7 protein-coding genes and 1 pseudogene are annotated in these 19,955 nt (G+C 74.6%); 4 read left to right on the forward strand and 4 right to left on the reverse strand.

Annotated features, from left to right (window positions below; genetic code table 11):
• A pseudogene (locus ACTT8P_RS11290) lies at positions 1–473 on the reverse strand (hypothetical protein); the annotation flags it as partial.
• Positions 474–561: 88 nt separating this feature from the next.
• Here ACTT8P_RS11290 and ACTT8P_RS11295 point away from each other — a divergent pair.
• Together ACTT8P_RS11295 and ACTT8P_RS11300 are read left to right on the forward strand one after the other, a co-directional pair.
• Positions 562–14,316, forward strand: coding sequence for a lonely Cys domain-containing protein (locus ACTT8P_RS11295; protein WP_442831441.1), 13,755 nt, complete (start codon positions 562–564; stop codon positions 14,314–14,316).
• A gap of 73 nt (positions 14,317–14,389) precedes the next feature.
• Entirely contained in the window at positions 14,390–15,193 is an 804-nt protein-coding gene (locus tag ACTT8P_RS11300; protein ID WP_442831442.1) for a type VII secretion system-associated protein, read from the forward strand.
• A 193-nt stretch (positions 15,194–15,386) separates the two neighbouring features.
• On the opposite strand, the gene ACTT8P_RS11305 is transcribed toward ACTT8P_RS11300, so the two are convergent.
• Positions 15,387–16,334, reverse strand: a complete 948-nt coding sequence (locus ACTT8P_RS11305) for an SDR family NAD(P)-dependent oxidoreductase (RefSeq protein WP_442831443.1) — start codon at positions 16,332–16,334, stop codon at positions 15,387–15,389.
• Positions 16,335–16,443: 109 nt separating this feature from the next.
• Here ACTT8P_RS11305 and ACTT8P_RS11310 point away from each other — a divergent pair, with 109 nt between their 5' ends.
• The gene (locus ACTT8P_RS11310) at positions 16,444–17,109 is read left to right on the forward strand and encodes a TetR/AcrR family transcriptional regulator (RefSeq protein WP_442831507.1); all 666 of its coding nucleotides are present in this window, start codon (positions 16,444–16,446) and stop codon (positions 17,107–17,109) included.
• A 264-nt stretch (positions 17,110–17,373) separates the two neighbouring features.
• Here the strand turns inward: ACTT8P_RS11310 and ACTT8P_RS11315 are convergent, their stop codons facing one another.
• Together ACTT8P_RS11315 and ACTT8P_RS11320 are read right to left on the reverse strand one after the other, a co-directional pair.
• Positions 17,374–18,018, reverse strand: a complete 645-nt coding sequence (locus tag ACTT8P_RS11315) for an NADPH-dependent F420 reductase (protein ID WP_442831444.1) — start codon at positions 18,016–18,018, stop codon at positions 17,374–17,376.
• 77 nt (positions 18,019–18,095) lie between these two features.
• Positions 18,096–18,905: an inositol monophosphatase family protein gene (locus ACTT8P_RS11320; RefSeq protein WP_442831445.1), complete on the reverse strand. Its 810-nt coding sequence runs from the start codon at positions 18,903–18,905 to the stop codon at positions 18,096–18,098.
• A gap of 128 nt (positions 18,906–19,033) precedes the next feature.
• Between ACTT8P_RS11320 and ACTT8P_RS11325 the strand changes: the two genes are divergently transcribed.
• Complete coding sequence (locus ACTT8P_RS11325) at positions 19,034–19,954, forward strand: LysR family transcriptional regulator (protein WP_442831446.1); 921 nt, start codon at positions 19,034–19,036, stop codon at positions 19,952–19,954.
• Position 19,955 lies beyond the last annotated feature (1 nt).

A 19,955-nucleotide genomic window follows, 5' to 3' on the forward strand; every position in this document is an offset into this window, starting at 1 on the left:
GACGGCGGCATCAACGGCAACGGCCCGCTGGACGTCGATCTGGCCGACGTGAACATCGACGGCCCCGACATCACGGCGGGCGGTGCGAACCTCACGGCCACCGGTGCGGACCTCACGGCGGGCGGCGGCACCTCCTCGGGGCCGGGTGGCGTCCGCACCCAGGGTTCGGCCACCGACAGCCCGGCGTCGCAGACGGCTCCGACGCCCGGGAACACGGCATCCGGCGACAGCACGGGGCTGGACGGGAACACGGTCTCCGGGGACAGCACGAGGCCGAGCACGAACACAGCCACGGGCGGGAATACGGGGCCGGGCAGCGACTCAACCACCGGCGCAGACACAATGCCCGGCGGGAACACCACCACCGGCGGAACGAACCCCGGCGGAAACACCACCACCGGCGGAACGAACCCCGGCGGAAACACGACCGCCGGCGGAACGAACCCCGGCGGAAACACGACCGCCGGTAACACGCCCCGCCCGGGTACCACAACGTCTCAGCCGCAGGGCGAGGGGGACGCCCAGGACACGGACACGTCGCAACAGCTGCCCTCGTCTGCGGTGCCCGACGACGACACCCCCGCGCCGGTCAGCACCGTTCAACAACAACCGTCCGGAACCGACGACGACAGCACCACCAGCAACGAAACCCGCACCGACATCCCGGACAGCGCGCAGGACACGCCGCTGCAGTCCGGGAACGGCGAGCAGACCGGCACCCCGGTCACCACCACCCCGGCCCCGCTGCCCTCCACCGCCTCCGGACCGACCGGAACGACGACCACCGGCAGTCCCAGCCCGGCCTCCTCCCCCACTCCGTCCACCACCAACCCGCCGCGCACATCGACCCCGGACCAGCAGGACGACACGGTCACCCCCACCACCCCGGCACCGACCCCGGACACGGACACGGACACGGACCCCGCGGTCTCCACGAACCCCAACGCGCCCACCGCCTCCGACCTCCCGACACCGGTCACCACCACCGGCGGCGACCACCAGTTCAGCGACCCGGGTGACCTTCAGGGCGGACACCCAGGCGACCTCTCGAACAGCCCCGCATCGACCACGCCGGACGCCACCCCGGCCGGCCGGGCAGAAGCCCCAGACACCGCCACCGACACCGTCGCCGTCGTGCCCCTGGACGACGGCCAACGGCGGTTCATCGCAACTCAAGTGACCGCCGCCGACGTCCCGGAGGCCCTGCCGGGGCCGGCCCCCGACGTGTCGGTCACCGTCCAGGATCTCGACCGTGCGGGCGTCCCGCTCACCTCCGAGCAGCGGGTGCGGTCCGTGCTCAGCGGTGGCCCGCTGTCCCTGACCCTCGGCGACCTCCCCGTCGTCGACCAGGTCAAGGTGCTGATGGCCGGGCCGGGTCCCTGGCCCGCGTCCCTCGACGCCGTGGCCGCCAACGCCACCCGGCGTCTGTGGCAGGACGCTCACGCGGACTTCACCCGGACCGCCCCGGCCGGCGCGGACGCACCCGGCGCGCGGCGCGACTGGGACACCGCGGTCGACCTCGTACTGCCGGCCCAGTCGCACCCAGTGCTCGACGACCCTCGGTACGCGGACGAGCCGTACCGGGACGCCGTACGGCAGGTCGCCGAACTGCTGGCGGACGGGGGCGGACTCGACGCCGCGGCGGGTCTCGCCGATCAGCTGCGACAGGGGCTGGGACTGCCGGACCGGGCAAGTGCAGGGCTCCCCCGGACGCACGGGTCGCCCGAGCCCGTCGTCACCACGGGTACCGCCGGCGCACACGTTCCCGTAACCACCGGCACGGCGTCGTCCCCGGTTCCCAGCGACCCGGCCCTGACCCCCGTCGCGGACCCGGCTGCCCCGGAGTCGCCCACGAGTTCCCTCGGCTCCGCCGCCATGGATCTCGACACTCCCGAGCCCGAGGACCAGCACCCGGCCCACGCCGCGGAGCACGGGCCCGGCCCCTCCACCGCGCAACGGCCCGACCCCGGGTACTCCGCCGAACTCACCCGCGTCTTCGGGGCCGGCATCACCAGTAACCCCCTGCACGCCTCTCTCCTGGACGCCGTGGGCCGGCTCGACGCGCTGCGGCAGGCCGGCCACGGCCCCGCGCTCGGCCCCGGGCCCCTCGATCTCGACGCCGTCGCACGGCATGTGCTGCTCCTCGAACCGGGCACCCCCGTCACCCACGACCACCACGGCGACCTCTTCCGGATCGCGCTGGACCCGGCGACGGAACAGGCCCCCACCCTGGCCGCGTTGGCCGCCTTCGGGCTCGCTCTCCGGGGCGGTCTGGCCACGCCCAACGCGCTCACCGGGCCGGACGGCACCCCGTACGGACGGGTGTGGACCGGTGCCGCCGGGGCCGGCCACGGGCTCGACATCGACCCCGGCACCACCACCGTGAAGGTGCGCCGTCCCGACGGGCAGGAGGAGGAGAGCCCGCCGCGCCCCGCCCCCTGGAGCCCGCGACCGGGACAGCCGCGGCCCTACGTCGTCATGGCGTCGGGCAACTCCCACGCGATTCTCGTCCGCACCAAGGACGGCACCCGGGTCTCCGCGCCGCCGGCCGTCGTCGCCGAACTACTTGCCCTGGACCCGGCGTTGTCGTCCCTGCCGCCGGAGGCTCCCGTCCTGCTGGTGGTGCCCTACGCCGGTGGCCGGCAGTTGGAGCTGCCGCGCGCGCTCGCCGACCGGCTCGGGCGCGAGGTGTGGTCCACGAGCGGTCATCCGGTCCTGGGCCGCCGGGACGGGACCGCCCGGGTTCCGCTGTCCCTCCAGGACCGGCCCGGCGTGCCCCGGGGCGACTGGATCCGCAGCCGGCCGGGCGAGGTGGTGCCGGAGGACCGGGGCGACGTTCCGCAGTGGGAGCGCCGCATGATCAGCCACACCATCGTCGCCGACGAGAGCGGCAACCCGCAGCTCGGCCGGATGGCCTTCAACCCGTCCGAACTGGCCGGTGTGCGCGAGTTCCGGGCCCGCAACGTCCACCGCATCACGAGTTTCGCCCGGCGGCACCCCGGCGCTCTCGGGGTGACCTCGCAAACGCCGCTGACCGTGGGGGCGGGCCCCGACGAGCAGGTCTACCACCTGATCATGCACGCCTCGCCGCACACCGTCTCCGTCCCGCAGGAGGACGGCAGCACTTACCACGCGTCCGGCGAGGAACTCACCCGCTGGCTCTCCCGCCGGCCGAGCGTACGGCGCCTGCGCGAGTCGGACTGGATCTACCTCGACGCCTGCTGGACCGGCGGCAGTTACCAGCGCGGCAAAACCGGGAGCACCGTCGACCTGGCCGGTCGGCCGCAGCCGGCCGCCGACCCGCTCACGGACGTCCCCACCGCCCAGACCGTGGCCAACGGCACCCGCAAGCGGGTACGGGCGGTCGACCGTCCCGCCGGACACCACAACGACCCGGGCGACACCTCGCACTTCTGGCTGGAGGCGTACACCGACGCGCGCGGGCGGGGCGGGCAGGTACGGGAGTTCCGGCCCGAGCCGTCCGCCGGTGAACTCGCCGCCCACGCCCGGACCGCGGGCCTGCACACCGGCCCGGGGCCGGTGCCCGCCGAGACCACCGCGCGGACCCTGCGCCTGGTGCGCGCCCTGCGCCTGGCCCTGGGCCCCGGCATCGACGACGACCCGTCCTACGGCGATCTGCTGCGCGGCATCGGCGCGCTGGAGACGATGCGGCAGGCCGACCCGGCCCTGCTCGGCACCGGGCCCTTCACCATGGACCTCTTCCAGCGGCTGGCCTTCGCGCAGCTGCGGGACCACGGCGGCGGCCCGGGCCCGGTGGACGCCACCGCCTACCGGGACCTGCTGGCCCGGGCGGCCGCCGCGCCGGCCGGCACCCCGCTGAGCCGGTTCGCACGCGTGCCCCACCTCGTCGGAGTGGCCCAGCAGACCCGGAACCTCGCGGATCTGCCCGCGACGACCCGAAGAGTGCTCCGCCTGGACGCCGCCGAACCGGTCGGCGAGGCGGAGGTGGCCCGGCTGTACTGGGCGCGGGTGAAGGCCGTCGAGTGGCTCAACGGGCTGCCGGACGTGGCCGGCACCGCCGCCCGGGTGCTGCACCTGCCCGCGCCCGACGCCGGGCGCCGCGCCGAGCTGGGCGGGCTCGCCACCCGGGCGATCGCCGTCGGGCGGGACCCGTCCGATCCGGTGGAGCTGGCCGCCTTCCATCTGGAGGAGCTGGGCGCCTTCGCACCGCAGACCCTGCTGCCGGGGGCCGATGGCCGGCCGGCCGGCCGCAACTGGGTGTCCCCGGTGCCGGGCGCGCCACTGGACGGTTCGGTCCTCGGCACCACCACGCCCCAGCCGGACGGCACCCACCGGCGTACCGGCACCCAGGCGGCACCCTGGGCGGGTACCGGCCGGGGCCCGGCCTACGTCGTCGCGGCGGCCGACGCCGGGCACGGCCGGGTCCTGGTCACCCTGCCCGGCGGCCGGCGGCTCGCCGTGCCGTACGCGGAGTTCGCCGAGCTGGTCGCCCGCGACCCCGAGCTGACCGGCCGGAACCTGTGGAACACCGACGTCGTCCTGGCCGTCCCGCACGCGGGCGCCGCGGCGTTGCCGCAGGCCGGTGTCCCGCAGCCGCAGCCCCTGCGACTGGCGGTCGCCTCGGCCACCGCCCGGTCCGTCTGGGCGCCCGGGGGCGCGGCGGGCCTGGGACGGCAGGGGAACACGGGACCGCTCACCGTGGGCGCGGACCTGAACGCCGCCTGGACCCGCACCCATCCCAGGGACCTGTTCCTGCCCCGGCCCCCGGCGCCCGCCCCCGCGTCGGTACCGACCGGCTCCGCGCAGCCGACCACGACCGCCACGCCCCTCGACACAGGCACCCAGCCGACCACGACCGCCACGACCCCCGCCGCGGACGCCCGGCCGAGCGTGACGCCGCCCTCTCCGACGACCCTGCCCCCGACAGCGACGCCGCTCCCGCCGACGACGCTGACCCCAACAGCGGCACTGACGCCAACCGCCGCAGACACGGACTCCGCGGGCGGGGCCGACAGGCGCGGCACGAACACCACCACCCCACCTGCCGCCCGCAGGAAAGTCACCACGGCGGTGTCCCGCGCTCCCCTGGCGACCATCCCGGAGGACGGTCCGCCGCCCGGGCCGCCGGACCTGCCCGCGCCCCCCGGCCCGCCGGCGCCGCCGGTCCGGCCTCGCGGCGCGGACCGGGCCGGCTGGGTCGGCCGCGACCTCGACCTGCGCCGTCCGCCGCGCGTCGACCGGGACCTGCCCCCCGCGCCGGTGGACGGCGGCGGGCCGGTGCGGTTCTCCGACGGCTCCCGGCTGCCCGCGTACATGGGCGGTGTCGCCGCGCTGTACCCCGGTCTCGCACCCGAACTGCTGCGGCGGTCCTACGCGCTCGGTCAGAGCGACAGTGTGCTGCGCGGCACCGATCAGGTCGCGGCGGAGATCACCGGGCAGCTGGGCCGGGCCGGGGTGCGTCCCGGTGCGCCCGACAAGCGGTGGGGCGGGTCCGGGCGGAGCCTGGAGGAGGACCTCCGGCGGCGGCTGCGGGAGCGTCCGCAGGGCTTCTTCGGCGACGGCCAGCAGTTCACCTACCGGACCGCGAACGGCCGTACCCGCGTGCTCCGGGTGACGGCACGCCCGTACGGCAGGTGGAGCCGGTTCGCCTTCGGCTTCGCCAACCCGGTCAAGGTCGACACGATGGCGCGCACCACGACCACGACCGGTCGCACCGCCGTCAACAGCACCTCCACCTCTCTGGTGCCGACCGTCCCGCTGGGCCCCGCCAAGTTCAAGTACACGGTGTGGGGCCGGGTCTTCTTCCGCAAGAACTGGGGCAAACAGATCCAGTACGGTCTTCAGGACCAGACCATGAACCAGAACGAGACCCGCACCACGGACGGCTCGCACGCCCATCTCGACGACGTCTGGTACGACATCGAGGTCACCGACCGGCGAGGCCGGCCCGTCGACGCGGCCGACCGGAGTCTGACGGCGGACAGCCGGAGCGGGGTGGCGTTCGGCTTCGCGGTCCGCGCGGGGCTGATGGCCCGGCTCGCCGACAGCCTCACCCAGGACAAGCCGCCCGCCGACCGGCTGCCGCAGCACATGGACCTGGGCGGCCGGCCCGCCTACCGGCTCGTCACCACCGAGGCGTTCGGCCCCATGGCGCACGTGCGGGACTGGACGCTCCAGCAGCTCGGGGTCGCGTCGGACAGCCTGGCCGGCGCGCAGCTGACCGACTTCTTCTCCACCGACGGCTTCCAGCGCATGAGCCGGGTGCAGAACGCCGGCCGCACCACCACCCCGCCGTTGTTCCGTGACTCCGCGGGCTCCGCGCCGCTCGGCGTCTTCACCGTGGAGGTGCGTTCCGGCGCGGCGCAGCTGATCAGCGAGACCACCGCGGCGGAGCTGCGCGACATCACCCAGGCCACGGTCCGCAACGAGCGTGTCGTCGGCCACAGCAAGAGCACCGAGGCCGGCGGTGCGCTCGGCCCGTCCTTCCAGTTCTTCGGCACCGGCCACGGCAAGTTCGACCTGCGGATGCTGCTCGGCGGCAACATCCGCTACGGCAGTTCCCGCGGCCGCAGCGGCACCACCGGCGGCACCGGGGCCGTCAAGACGGCCGGGCAGGCCAAGGGCGACCCCACCGGTCTGTACTTCGTCCAGAAGACGGTCACCGTGACCGCGCCGCCGGACACCAAGGCCCCCCTGCCCGACCAGCGCGGCGACGGGGGCACCCGGCCGGGCAAGCTGCGCAAGAACCCGCCCGCCCGGTGGAGCGCCGCGCCGCGCACCCGGACCTTCCACACCTGGGCCGTGGAGCGGATGACCCGCACCGAGGCCCGCCGGCTGGCCGGTCTCGACCAGGGGCTCAGCCGCGGCACCGAGCCCGCCGTGCCGCCGTACCTGGCCGCGGACCGGCCGACGACCCTCGGCATGGCGCGCCCGGAGGAGTTCACCTTCGACGACGGCGCCTTCACCCGGACCGTCGACGGTGCCCAGCGCAGCTTTCCCGAGCACTTCGCGGAACAGGTGCTGACGCAGGTCGCCCGCGCCTATCCGGACCTCGTCGCCCCGCTCGCCGAACTCAACCCGGACAACCCGCGCTGGCGGGGTGCGGACCACTTCCAGATCGTGCTGAACAACACCCTGGAGGTACTGAACACGCTCAGCCACCACGGCATGGCGGGCAACCTGGAGGCGATGATGACCACCGGGCTGCGGATCCCGCTGGTCGAATCCGGCCGGATCGGACGCGGACTGCGGTACGTGTGGATCGACGCGGAGCTGACCGGGCGGCGCTACGAGGGCCGGCAGAAGGACCTGCGGCTGCGGTTCAGCGCGCCCGGCAGCGAGAACCTGGGCGGCCGGCAGAGCGGTGGCCGCGGTCTGCACGCCGGCTTCGAGGGCCTGCTCTCGCTGCGCGACTCCCGCACCGACGACATCGGCGGCCCGTCCCAGGCGGGCACGGGCAGCGCGGGCGTCCGGTACGGCGTCCGCGGCGACTCCGACAGCGGGTACGGGCCGAGCGTGACGCACGAGGCGATGGCCATCAACGCCAAGGGCGCGGACCTGTACAGCTACCGGCTCACCCTGACCGCGCGGCGCGGTGGCTTCTGGCGGTTCCGCAGCCTGCTGCGCGGTGTCCTCTTCCTCAACCTGCTCGGCACCCAGCCGTTCGTCTTCCGCGAGCGGGAGACCGATCTGCTCGGCGGTGCGGGCACCACCGCACCGCCCCCGGGCGGGACGCCGGACGCGGTGCCGCCCGGCGCGGCGGTGGCCGGCCGGGTGCTGCTGAGCATCCCGGTGGAACACGTTCCCACCCGCGGCGCCGGCCGTGTTCCCGGCCCGCTGCACGGTGTTCCGCTGCCGGTCCCGCGCCGGTCCGCCCGCGATCTGGCGCTGACCACCCGCACCCTGTTCGACCAGGCGGCCCGCCGCCGTACCCCGGACCACCACAAGCACCCGTTCCTGACGCTCACCGTCACCTCGCACCCCGGGCTCGCCGAAGCCGCGGAGCAGGTACTGAAGGAGGCGTCCGGCGGGTCGTGGCTGCTGACCCAGCAGGGCGCCCCCGCGCACGACGCCGCGATGCGGGCCTTCCAGAGCCAGTACCTCACCGCCAACTTCGACCAGACCTCCGCCGCCACCGGCTGGCGGGCCTCGGGGCTGTGGGCGAAGGCGCCCTACCTCAACCGCTCCTCGGTACTGGCCCACCGCACCAAGGTCGTGCCCGGCACCCTGACCGCGCTGACCGGCCCGGTCGGCGTCGACACCGAGACCACCCTCGGCGGCGCCACCCAGTCCGCCGGCCGCAACAGCCGCACCAGCACCCTGTTCGTCGGCGGCCAGCTGGTCTTCCTCAAGTCGCACGCCACCGGCCCGGGAGTGACCGGCAGTTACGGCGTCGTCGTCAGCCCCTACCGTCTGGACCGCTCCCGGGCCCGGCAGGTCTCCCGGATCGCTCTCGCCGAGATCAACCGCAAGGACTTCAACCGCCAGGTCCTGGTCACCGGCGACGTCCAGCACGAGATCGCGGCGGCCTCCACCACGGTCGGCCGCGGTGCCACCGGCCTGCGGCATCTGCCGCGCCGGCTGGCCGGTGCCGCGGGCCGGCGGGTGCTGGTCAACGACGGCTGGACGGCGCACATCCCGGAGCAGAGCGCCTACCGGCTGGGGCTGCTCAGCGACCGCTGGGGCGATGTGCCGCGCTACACCCGGCGCACCTGGTCGCCGCAGCCGTGGCTGCTGGACAACCCGTTCGGCGGTTTCACCGTCAACACCCTCAACACCGCGCCGGTCCTGCGCGACTTCGATCGCCGACTGCGTCCGCTCGGGCTGTCCAAGGCCGACCGGGACACCGTCCACCGGCTGGTCTCCGACCGGGTGGTGCGCGCCCTGGGCAAGGAGATGACCGGCTCCGGCGTGTCGGTGCCCGCGGAGATCGGCCGCTGGGGCTCGGACACGGTACGGACCTGGGTCGGTGACCGGCAGGTCGCGGTGCGGGCGGAGCTGATCCCCGTCAAGGTGCCGCGGTCCGCGGTCAGCGACGGCGACCGCCCCGGGTTCGCCGGTCTGGGACACAGCGTCGAACTGGAGGAACACCGGCAGGCCGTGGAGACGGTCGCCGAGACGCGCGGCCGGGCCTCCGGCGCGAGCGTCGGCACGACGGTCACCGAGGGGGTGCACACCGGGAACTCGGTGGCCCGGGCGGCCGGCCCCAGTTACTCCGAGGTCGGCGCCACCCAGCAGAGCGTGTCGCAGACCCGCGCCGAGGGCAGCGTGCGGATCGCCACCGCCACGACCACCCAGGCGCACGGCGAGTACGTCACGCGTTACCGGCTCCGGCTGAGCCTGGACATCACGGACACCGGCACCCCCGCGGGACCCGACGACACCGACCGCTCCGCCGCCGACGACACCGGTCGCGGCACTCGCGGCGGACCCTTCGGCGCCCTCGGGCGCCGCACCGGGCGGTGGTGGCGGAAGGTCACCGGCCGGACGCGGCTGACCGTCGACGCCGAGGGCGACGTCGGAGACCTGATCGAGCACTACCCCCTCAGCCTCATGCGCCCCGACCCCACCCCCGACCCCGCCTCCCCGGTACCGGCCGACGACGCCGAGTCGGCGCCGGACCCGCTCGCCCCGCCGGAACTGCCGCCGCCCGGCACGCCCCGCAAGGTCGCCGTGCCCCGCACCATGGGTCCCGGTGGCTGGCGCGACGTACGGCACCCGGGCGACGGCGGCACGAAGCCGTTCACCTTGCCGGAGGACGGGTTCAAGGTCCGCCGGATCGTCGGTCTGAAGCAACTGCGCGAGGCCAACACGCTCGCGCTGGCGTCGGCGTACGACACCGGCCTGGACCTGCCCGAGCACGGCACACCGAGCGCCGAGCTGCTGGCCCGGGCGGCGGACACCCCGCTGACCCGGGCCGGCACCGGCGCGGCGCAGAACCTGGAGGACGGTACGGGCAACGGAGCCCTCAGCGCCTTCTACGACCACACCCTCGACGCCGACGGCTACCGCATACCGGGTCTCACCGACCGGGGCTTCCTCGGCGGCGCCGACGGGGAGCTGGCGATGTACTCCAAGCCGGACCTGGGCCGGGCCCAGCTGCTGGCCGTCGCCGACGGCATGAAGCACGAGGCCCCCAAACGGGACACGCAGGGCGGCGGCATGTCGGCCGCCCGCGTCGGCACCACCGAGTCCTCGCTGGGCGGCGGGCCGCTCACCTCCTCCCAGACCACCGGCACCAACCAGATGGGCGCCACCGGCCCCGGTGACTCCGCCACCGACTCCGACGCCCTCGCCCAGCAGGGCGACCGGCTCGGCTCGGTCAACGTCAAGCCGAACACGACCCGTTCGTTCCTCTTCGCCGTCCCCACCACCTGGCTGAGCGTCGCCGGCGTGCACCACCACGTCAGGGACAGCCGGGTGGGGCGGGCCGTGCGCAGCCCGTTCGGCAATCCGCAGCGGGGACCGCAGGCGATGGAGACCGAGACCACGGTCCTGGCCTGGGTGCGCGAGGACGTGGCCCGGGACCTCGGGCTGATCGACGACACCGGTTTCCCGCCCAAGGTCGCCAAGGCGTGGGACGCGGTCACCAAGGCCGACAAGGAGTGGACGGCCGCCGACAAGAAGTACTGGGACCGGCGCCGCGCCGAGGGACCCGTGCGGGAGGCCGCGCTGGCCGGGGCGGAACGCACGCTGGCCGCGCTCGCCGCGCGTGACGTCGAGGGCCTGCCCGAGGTCGCCGCGGCCCGCGCCGCGCTGCGCCGCATCACCGACGAGGCCGCCTCCGCCGAGCCGGAGCACGACGGCTGGGCCCAACTCCAGGACGAGCAGCGGGAACAGGCCGCGGCACGGTTGGACGGCCTGCTGCGGGCGGCCGCCGAGGAGGTGTCGGCGGCCCGCGCGGCCAGGGACGCCGCTCAGCGACAACTCGACGGCCTGGGTGAGGAGTTGCGGCAACTGCGCGCCACGGCCGAGGCGCTCGCCGACGAGTACGCCCGGGTCCGCGAGGGAGCCGACCGGCTCACCCGCTGGCACCAGCTGCACGCCACGGAGGCCGGCCGCCGCACCCTCGGCAGCACGCCGGAACCGTCCGAGGTCGTCTTCACCCCGCCGGCCCCGGACGGGAAGAAGGATGACGGGAAGAGCAGCGACAGCACGAAGGACGACGGGAAGAAGGGGGACGCGAAGAAGGACGACGGGAAGAAGGCGGACGACGGCAAGGAGAAGGCGAAGGGCGACGGCGACGGTCCGCAAGGACGGCCCGCGCACGCCGGACCGCCGTGGCGACCCGGCGATCCGGGCTCCGCCGTGACCTTCGACGCCGCCTCCGACCACCGCACCCTGACCGCGACCGGGCTCGACGGCCGCACCCGCACCTACGACCTGCGGCGGCCGGACGGCGACGGCAACGGCTTCTACGCCGCCCTGGCCCACGCCCTCGGCGGCAACCGGCAGCCGGACCGGCTGGCGAGCCAGATCTCGGCGAGCCGCGCGCTCCCCGCCGACGCGCCCCTCGACCCCGGGGCGACCTTCCGCCTGCGCGAGCTGGAACTCAGGGCCTCGCTGGCGGGTCCGCGCAACGCCGCCAAGCGGGCCGCCGTCGAGGCGGCGGGGGGACGCCTCCCCGACGCCGTACGCGGCGCGCTCACCCCGTTCCAGCGGGAACGGCTGGTCCGGCTGCATCTGCGCCAGGGCCGGCACTGGGACAGCGCGACCGCCGACCTCGCGGCGTCCACCACCGCGCGCACGCTCGGCGTGCACCTGACGGTGGTCGGCGAGGACGGCTCCCACCGGCGTTTCCCCGCCGGTCCCGAGGTGCCGGCGGCACCGGAGGTGACGCTGTACCGACAGGGGGACAGCTATCTGGCCGCCCTGCCCCGCCCCCTCGATCCGGCCTCCGGCCGGCCACCGGTCCTGCCGGAAGAGTCTCCTCCCGCACCGCCGAAGCAGACTCTTCCGGCACCACCGAAGGCGTCCGCGCCCCCCGGCACCGGGACCGGAACCGGCACCACGGCCGGGACGCGGGCCCCGCTCACGGAAGCGCGCGTCACCACCGGTGACCGTTCCTTCGTGCTGCGGGAGGTGCCCGCCGACGGAGACTGCCTGATGCACGCGGTCCTCGGCGGCCTGGCGTCGCAGGCGCCCGCCTCGCCCGCGGCCGGTCTGACGGTACGGCAACTGCGCGACCGGCTGGTGCGCTGGTACTCCGGCGCCTCAGCCGCCGGGCTGCGCGCCCAGCACGCCCAGCGGGACCCGCTGGAGACCCTGGTCCAGGACCTCTTCCCGGACCTCGGCAGCCTGCTGGGCATCCTCGGTCAGACCCGCCCGCCGGAGCTCACCCAGCGGCAACGCGACCGGGTCGACGCGCAGCTGGCCCAGGCTGTGCGGCGCCGTCGGCTGCTCGCCCTGGCGGACCGGCCGGGGGACCGGGATCTGCTGGCCGACCTGCCGGGCGACGCCGTACGGGCCGTGCTGCCGGCGCCCACCGCGCCGGAGGTGGCGGCGGCCGCGGACCGGCGGCTCGAACAGCGCCTGGTCGCACGGGAGCAGGCGGACACCCTGCGTACCCGGCTCATGGACGTGCTGCGCACGCCCGGTCCGGACCCCGTCGCCGACGCCTTGTGGCGGCGGCTGCGCACCGGGCCGCTCGGCCAGGTCGGCGCCCGCGGCATCCCGTACGGCCGGGGAGAGTTCCTCGCCCTCGGCCACGACGCCCTCGTCGCACGCGCGCTGGCCGCGCCGGACCTGTGGCACACGCCGTTCTACGACGAGGTTCCGCTGCTGGTGGCCCGCGCGCTCGGCGTCGACCTGGTCGTCGTCGAGCCGGACGGCACCGGCGGCTTCGGCACTCGCTCGCTGGATCCGGCGGCCACCGGGCCCGCCCTGCACGTCCACTACAACGGCACGGACCACTACCGGTCGCTGGACCCGGACGGCACGACCCCGCAGCCCTCCCCCGCCGCGCCCGTCCCGGCCCCGCCGGCCCCGCCGCAGGCGCCGCCCGCGCCGCGCCCCGACCAGGGCGACCGCGACTGGCTGGCGGAGCTGGCCCGTCGGCACGGGGCGAGCGAGGCGTACGTGCGCCGGCTCACCGAGGGGCTGTCCGCTCCGCTGCTCGCCCGGCTGCGGGCCCAGGACCTCGAACGGGACGGCGACTTCGGGGACCCGGTGCAGCCCAAGCGCGTGAAGGACGAGGAGCGGGACGACCAGGGTGACGTACGCGTCAATCCGCTGTGGACACCGCTGGACGAGATCGATCCCGACCTGCTCCTGACGGGCGACCGGGACGCCGTGTGGCTCTACACGGTCACCCCGGACGGCCGCGTACTGGTGGGCAGCGAGGAGCCGTCCACCGTACTGAGCGACGACCAGACGGCCGCCCTGCTGGCCGGACTGCGCACCAAGCGCCCCGGTCTCACGGCGGAGCAGCTGACAGCGGAGCTCGACGGCCTCGGACACACCGGCATCGCCGCGGAGTTCGGCGGTGACGGCCGGGCCCGGCCGGGGGCGAGCCGGGTCTCCGGCGAGTTCCGGTGGAACGCCGCGCTGCGCTCCTGGACGGTCAACGACAAGTCCGGCCGCTACATGAGCAAGTCGGTCCGGCCGGGCGTGGCTCCCGAAACGGCCGCGGGCTGGCTGGACAACGTGGCCGGACTGTTCACCGAACGGCTCGGCGTCCATGTCCGTCCCGACCAGGTCAAGTCCGCGGCACCGCCGGTCACCGCCGAGCCCGCGGCCGGCTCGGCCGCCGTCCCCGCCGTCCCCGCCACCGCGCTGACCCTGACCCGGCCCGCCGGCACCGCCGACTGGCTGCCGCAGGCGCTGGCGGCGGCGGTCGCCGACCGGGCCGCCGACCGGCTGGAGCGGCCCGGCCTGGGCGCGCTGCTGGCCGGTCCCGACGCCGCCGACGCGCTGCACCGCTGGGTCGAATTCCGGCTGGCCGCGCCGGACGCCGCGACGCGCGTGCCCACGCGGCTGTCCGACCAGGGGTGGTCCGGCGCGCACACCACCCTCGCTCCCGGCGAACTGGAGGCGGTGGGGGTGACGCTGCCGGAGGACCAGCACGCGTTCGCGGCGCTGACCGGCGGGCTGCCGGTCGCGGAGGTCACGCTCACCCCCGCCCAGCGCTACCGGCTGCTGCGCCGCTGGGGCGAGGCCGCAGGGCTCGTGACCGTCACGGAGGTCGCGGCCGCCGTGGCCGCCGCGGACCTGGGGCTCGACCTCACGCTCGTCGGGCCGGACGGGGAGGAGACCCACTACGGACCGTCGTCCCCTGACGGGGCGCCGGGCGCCGCCACGGATCCGGTGCCGTCCCCGGCGGTCACCGGACGATGACCTCCACCGGCCGGACGTCGGCGACCTCGCGGCAACCTCCACGCCACCCGCGGCCCCTAGCGTGCGGAACGTCATGATCACAGCACACGACGACAGCACGCCCCGGGGCGTCGCCTCCGGCGGCGGGGCGTCCCAGGCCCTTTCCGCGTCCCAGGCCCTCCCCGCGTCACCGCCGCCTGCCCCTGCGTCTGCATCCGCGCCTGCGCCGCCCCGGGCGCCGGCGGACGTCGAGGAGATCGCGCGGCTCGCCCCGGACCACTGGATCAGCTCGGTCGACCCCGGCTGGCACGCCGGGAGCCCGCCGCCGGCCTCGGCGGTGGCCGGGCGCTGGCGGTCGGGGCCCGACGGCAGGGTCGAGGAGTGGGAGGGCAACGACACCTACCGTCCGACACCCGAGGCGCTCGGCTGGCCGGAGCCGACCGACCCCGTGGACGCCGCGCTGCACCTCGCGGTCACCGGCTACGGCCCGCTGGACGCGGTGCTCCACGCTCTGGCGGAGGCCCGGCTGCTGGTGCTCACCCTGCCGGACGGCGCACCGGTGACGGCGACGGTGACGGACGGCGGCCCGGTGGTTCCCGCCTACACGGCACCCCAGCACCTGGCCGCCGCCGGCGCCTTCGCCTTCGTCCGGCACACCGTGCCCGAACTGCTGTCCCGCCTTCCCCAGGGCCACCGCCTGTACCTGAACCCGACCTCCCCGGCGGGCACCGTAGTGGACCTCGACCACGAGACTCTGACGAAGGCGCTGGCGGACCTCACCCGGCCGGACCCGGACGCGGCCCCGCGGCGCGTGAGAACGGTCGCCCAACCGGCGGCCGGGCCCACCGCACCAGCGCCCCGGCCGCCGCGGCGGGCGGAGCCGCCGCCCGCCCCCTGACACAGCCCGGCGGGGCGAACCGGAGAGGACCACGTACCGGGTCGGACAGGTGCCGGCGCACCGTGCGCCGCCAGGGACCGAAGTGGGCCGCGCCGTCCGTCGTCCGTAGCAGGTGCACGCTGGGTGCGTGCGGAGTGCCAGCGCCTCGTCGGTTCGGCGTCACCCGCTTGCGCCGAGACGAGCCCCGCGGGGGCTACACGGTGGTGGCTGATCCGGAGGGAAGCGAGTTCTGCGTGGATTGAACGACGGGGAACCGCACCCCGGTGAGGTCTTCGGAGACGGCCCACAGTCGCTGCTGGACGGCTGCCTCGTACGACTGCGGGCTGGAGGTGACCAGCCGGGGGTGCCCCTTGACCTCCATGCGTCCGCCGGGGCCGTAGTACTGGCCGCCGAACGCGGCGGGGTCGGTGGCGGCGCGCAGGGTCGGCAGCGCGCCCATCGCCGGCGGCTGGGTGATCAGCGGTGCGAGCCAGGTGAGCGGAAGCCGGAGGGCCGCGGGGCTGTTGCGGGCGAGCTCGGTGCTGGACATGCCGGGGTGCGCGGCCAGCGCGACGGTGGTGCCGTGCGTGGCGAGCCGACGCTGGAGCTCGTAGGTGAACATGAGGTTGGCCAGCTTGGACTGCCCATAGGCGGCGACCCGGCTGTACGACCGCTCCCACCGCAGGTCGTCGAAGTGGATCGCGGCCCGGATGCGGTGGCCGGTACTGCTGACCGTCACCACCCGCGAGCCGGGTACCGGCAGCATCCGGTCGAGCAGCAGTCCGGTGAGTGCGAAGTGGCCGAGGTGGTTGGTGCCGAACTGCATCTCGAAGCCGTCCCGGGTGGTCTGCTTCGGGGTGTACATCACGCCGGCGTTGTTGATCAGCAGGTCGATGCGGTCGAGCCGGGACCGCAGCGCCGACGCCGCGGTCCGGACGGATTCGAGCGAGGTCAGGTCCAGCTCCTGCACGGTGACGTCGCCGGTCATGCGGGCCGCGGCCTGCTCGCCCTTCACGACGTCGCGCACGGCGAGCACCACGGACGCCCCGCGCTCGGCGAGCGCCTTGGCGGTCTCGTATCCCAGTCCGGTGTTGGCCCCGGTCACCACGGCCACCCGCCCGCGCTGGTCCGGAATGTCCGCCGTCGTCCACTTCTTACGCACGCCAGGCTCCCCACTAGATAACGTACCGGAAGTATCTTGCACCGACGACGTTAAAGTACTCCCGGTACGTTGTCAACGTACCGCAGGTACCTAAGTTAGGCTGGTGACCGTGAGTTTCCAGCGGGCGCGAACCGAAGAGCAGCGGGAGATCCGTCGACGGGCGATCCTGAACACGGCGTCGGCGATGCTGGATGAGATGCCCGTGGCCGCGGTCACCTTGAACGAGCTCAGCCGCCGGGTAGGACTGGCGAAGCCGAACGTGCTGCGCTACTTCGAGTCCCGCGAGGCGGTGCTGCTGGAACTGCTGGACCGCCTCCTTCAGGAGTGGCTGACGGAACTGGCAGGCGAGTTCGCCGCCGGCCTCGACGAGAATCTGCCCATGACCGAGCGAGCGGCAGGGGTGGCCGAGATCCTCAGCCGCTCACTGTCCGGCCGAGTGGTGCTGTGCGACCTCTTCGGCGCGCAGAGCAGCGTCCTGGAACGCAACGTCTCCGTCGAGGTCGTCGCCCGCTACAAGCGCGCCTCCCTGGACCGCTTGACGACCATGACCGACCTGCTCCTGAAGTACCTGCCGGAGCTGGGCGAGAACGCGACGCCGTTCAGCCTGCAGACCATGCTCGTGGCCGGCGCGCTGCCGGCGTACACCACACCCCCACCCAGCCTGCGGGCGGCCTACGAGGCCGAGCCCGACCTCGCCCGCTTTCACCTGGACCTGAAGGACTCCTTGAAACTGGGCCTGACCACAACCCTCCTGGGCGCGCTGCCCCGCAACTGACCTGCGACGCAGCGGACGTCCGGCAGCGCGGGCCCGGTCCGGCGGCAGCAACTGCGGTGCGATCACGAGAGAGCCCCGGGCCAGATCGTCGGGGCTGACTGGACGGTCCGCGCCGGAGTCACCAGCACCGCCGCACGAAGAAGAACGAAGCGCACATGACGACCACAGTGCCGGCACACGTCGCCGAGCTGACCGAGATCATGGCCTGCGACGGGCACCCGAGCCCCCTCCCCCCTGTCTGACCTGTCCCCGACAGGGTCCGGGTCAGCGGGCGAGGGAGACGGCGAAGGGCGTGAAGCCGTTGCGGCGGATGATGTGGGGGACGACGAGAATCATGGCTTCGGTGGCGCGGGCGGTGGTGATGTCACCGAGGTCCTCGATCCAGCCGGGCTGCCAGCCCAGGTCGCCGAGGAGAGCGGTGACGGTCTTCTTGGCCGGCTCGTCGTTCCCGGAGAGGTAGGCGGTGGGCGGGGTGGTCAGCGCCCCGGGGGCGGTCATGACCATGAACAGCATGGTGTTGAGGGTCTTGACGACATGGGTGCCGGGCAGGGCGGCCTGGAGCTGCTCGGCGAGGCTGCTGCCGGGGTAGCACAGGTCGCCGGGCAGTCCGTCGGCGGCATCGCGGGTGGCGTTGGAGACGTCGATGAGGATCTTGCCCGCGAGTTCGCCCCGCAGGGCGGTGAGTCGGTCCAGGGTGCTGTCACCGGGGGTGGCGTTGATCACGACGTCCGAGGTGCGGGCGGTGGTGGCGTGGTCGGCGTGGTGGAGGGCGGCGGCCCGCGCGGGCGGTGTGAGCGTCTCGTCGCTGTTCTCGCGGCGGCCGAGGGTGACGTGGTGTCCCGCCGCGGCGAGGGCGTGGGCGAGGGCGGTGCCGACGCGGCCGGCGCCCAGGATGCCGATGCTGGTCATGATGGTGTTGCTCCTTGCGGACTGAGGACTGAGGAGTTCGGGAATTCGGGAGTTCGGGTTGGGTCGGGTCGGGTCGGTCAGATCCGGGACAGGACGTCGAGCGCGGCGGTGTGGAGGCCGGGGGCGGCGGCCAGGAAGTCGCGGCTGCCCGCGTTCCAGGGCTTGCCGTCCAGGTCGGTGACGGTGCCCCCGGCCTCGGTGACCAGCAGGGCGCCGGCGGCCAGGCCGGAGCGGACGTCGGAGAACTGCCAGAAGGCGTCCATGCGTCCGGCGGCGACGTGGATGAGCTGCAGGGTGGCCGGGACGGAGACCCGCACGACGAGACCGGCGGTGAGCATGGCGGTGACCGACGCGCCGATCCGGCGGAAGGTGTCGGTGCTCTCGCCAGGGCGGGCCTGACCGGTGCCGATCAGCGCGGCCCCCAGGTCGTCCTTGGCCGACACGGTCAGCGGACGGCCGTTGAGACGGGCGCCGCCGCCGGCGGCGGCGGTGTAGGTGTCACCGGTCAGCGGGAGGTGCACCACCGTGAGCACCGGCTGGTTGTCGCGCACCAGAGTGGCGGTGACGGCCCAGTCCGGCATGCCGTGGACATGGTTGATGTTGCCCTCGGCCGGGTCGGCGACCCACCACTCGCCCGGCGGGAGCGCCCCGCCCGCCAGCTCGTCCTCCACCCACCGCGATCCCGGCCGGGCCGTCAGCAGCGCCTCGCGCATCACGGCCAGCACCGCTTCGTCATTGGCGTGGATCTCACCGACGACCTCCGCCAGGCTCACGCCCCGAGCATGGATCGTGTAGCGCTCCCGCAGGACGGATCCCGCGGCCTTCATCGCGGCCGTCACCGCGGGCAGCAGCGTGCTGTCGAGGCCGGAAGGCATGGCTGTGGTCATGACGTACTCCCTGGTTTCCGTTGGCAGCGAGGCGGCTTCGGGCGTTTTCCTCCCGGCCCCGCACCTCGACGGTAGAAGTCGCGACAGTTAACAACAAGTGCATGCTATTCACTTGTACAGTTACTGCCATGCAACTGGATTTGAATCTGCTCACCGCCCTGGACGCCCTGCTGGAGGAAGGCAGCGTGGCCGGCGCGGCAGCCCGGCTCCATGTCACGGCGCCCGCGATGAGCCGCTCTCTGGGCCGCATCCGCAAAGTGACCGGCGACCAGATCCTGGTGCGCACCGGCCGCCACATGACCCCCACCACCCGTGCGCTGGCCATGCGCACCGAAGTGCACGCCCTGGTGCAGCAGGCGCACCACCTGCTGTCCGCTCAGACCGAACTCGACCTGGCGAATCTGGAGCGGGTGTTCACCGTCCGCTGGCACGACGCCCTCGCCACCACCTGCGGGACCGCCCTGATCGCCGCCGTGCACCGCCAGGCCCCCGGCGTGCGGCTGCGCCTCACCGCCGAGCCCGGTGCCGACACCCCCCAGTTGCGCCGCGGCGAGGTCGACCTCGCCTCCAGTGCCGGTCCACCGTCCCAGCCCGACATCCGCCACCGCCTCATCGGCCGGGACCGGCTCGTCCTCGCCGTCCGTCCGGGCCACCCGCTCACCGGACAGCCCGTGACCGCCGAGGGGTACGCGGCCGCCGAACACGTCACCGTCTCCCGGCGCGGCAGCCTGCACGACCGGATCGACGACGCCCTGGCCGCCCTCGGCCACCGGCGCCGTGTCATCGCCTCCGCCCCCACCACGGCCACCGCTCTGCAACTCGCCCGTGACACCGACCTCGTGGTCACCCTCCCCGACGCGGCCACCCGCTCCTTTCGCCACCAACTCGGCCTGACCACCCTGCCTTCGCCGCTCGAACTGCCCGAAGTACCCCTCCACCTGCTCTGGCACCAGCGCCACGACAACGACCCCGCCCACACCTGGCTGCGCGAGACAGCCACCCGGACCCTCCAGTCCCTGTTCGCCCCGCCACCGACCCCGGACCGGTGAC

It is taken from the genome of Streptomyces sp. JW3, assembly GCF_052216785.1.
GTDB lineage: Bacteria > Actinomycetota > Actinomycetes > Streptomycetales > Streptomycetaceae > Streptomyces.

Bases quoted from the DNA above. Each gene is read 5' to 3' on its own strand.
- ACTT8P_RS11300 (WP_442831442.1), top strand. From the start codon at position 14,390: ATGATCACAGCACACGACGACAGCACGCCCCGGGGCGTCGCCTCCGGC.
- ACTT8P_RS11315 (WP_442831444.1), bottom strand. From the start codon at position 18,018: ATGACCAGCATCGGCATCCTGGGCGCCGGCCGCGTCGGCACCGCCCTC.
- ACTT8P_RS11320 (WP_442831445.1), bottom strand. From the start codon at position 18,905: ATGACCACAGCCATGCCTTCCGGCCTCGACAGCACGCTGCTGCCCGCG.
- ACTT8P_RS11325 (WP_442831446.1), top strand. From the start codon at position 19,034: ATGCAACTGGATTTGAATCTGCTCACCGCCCTGGACGCCCTGCTGGAG.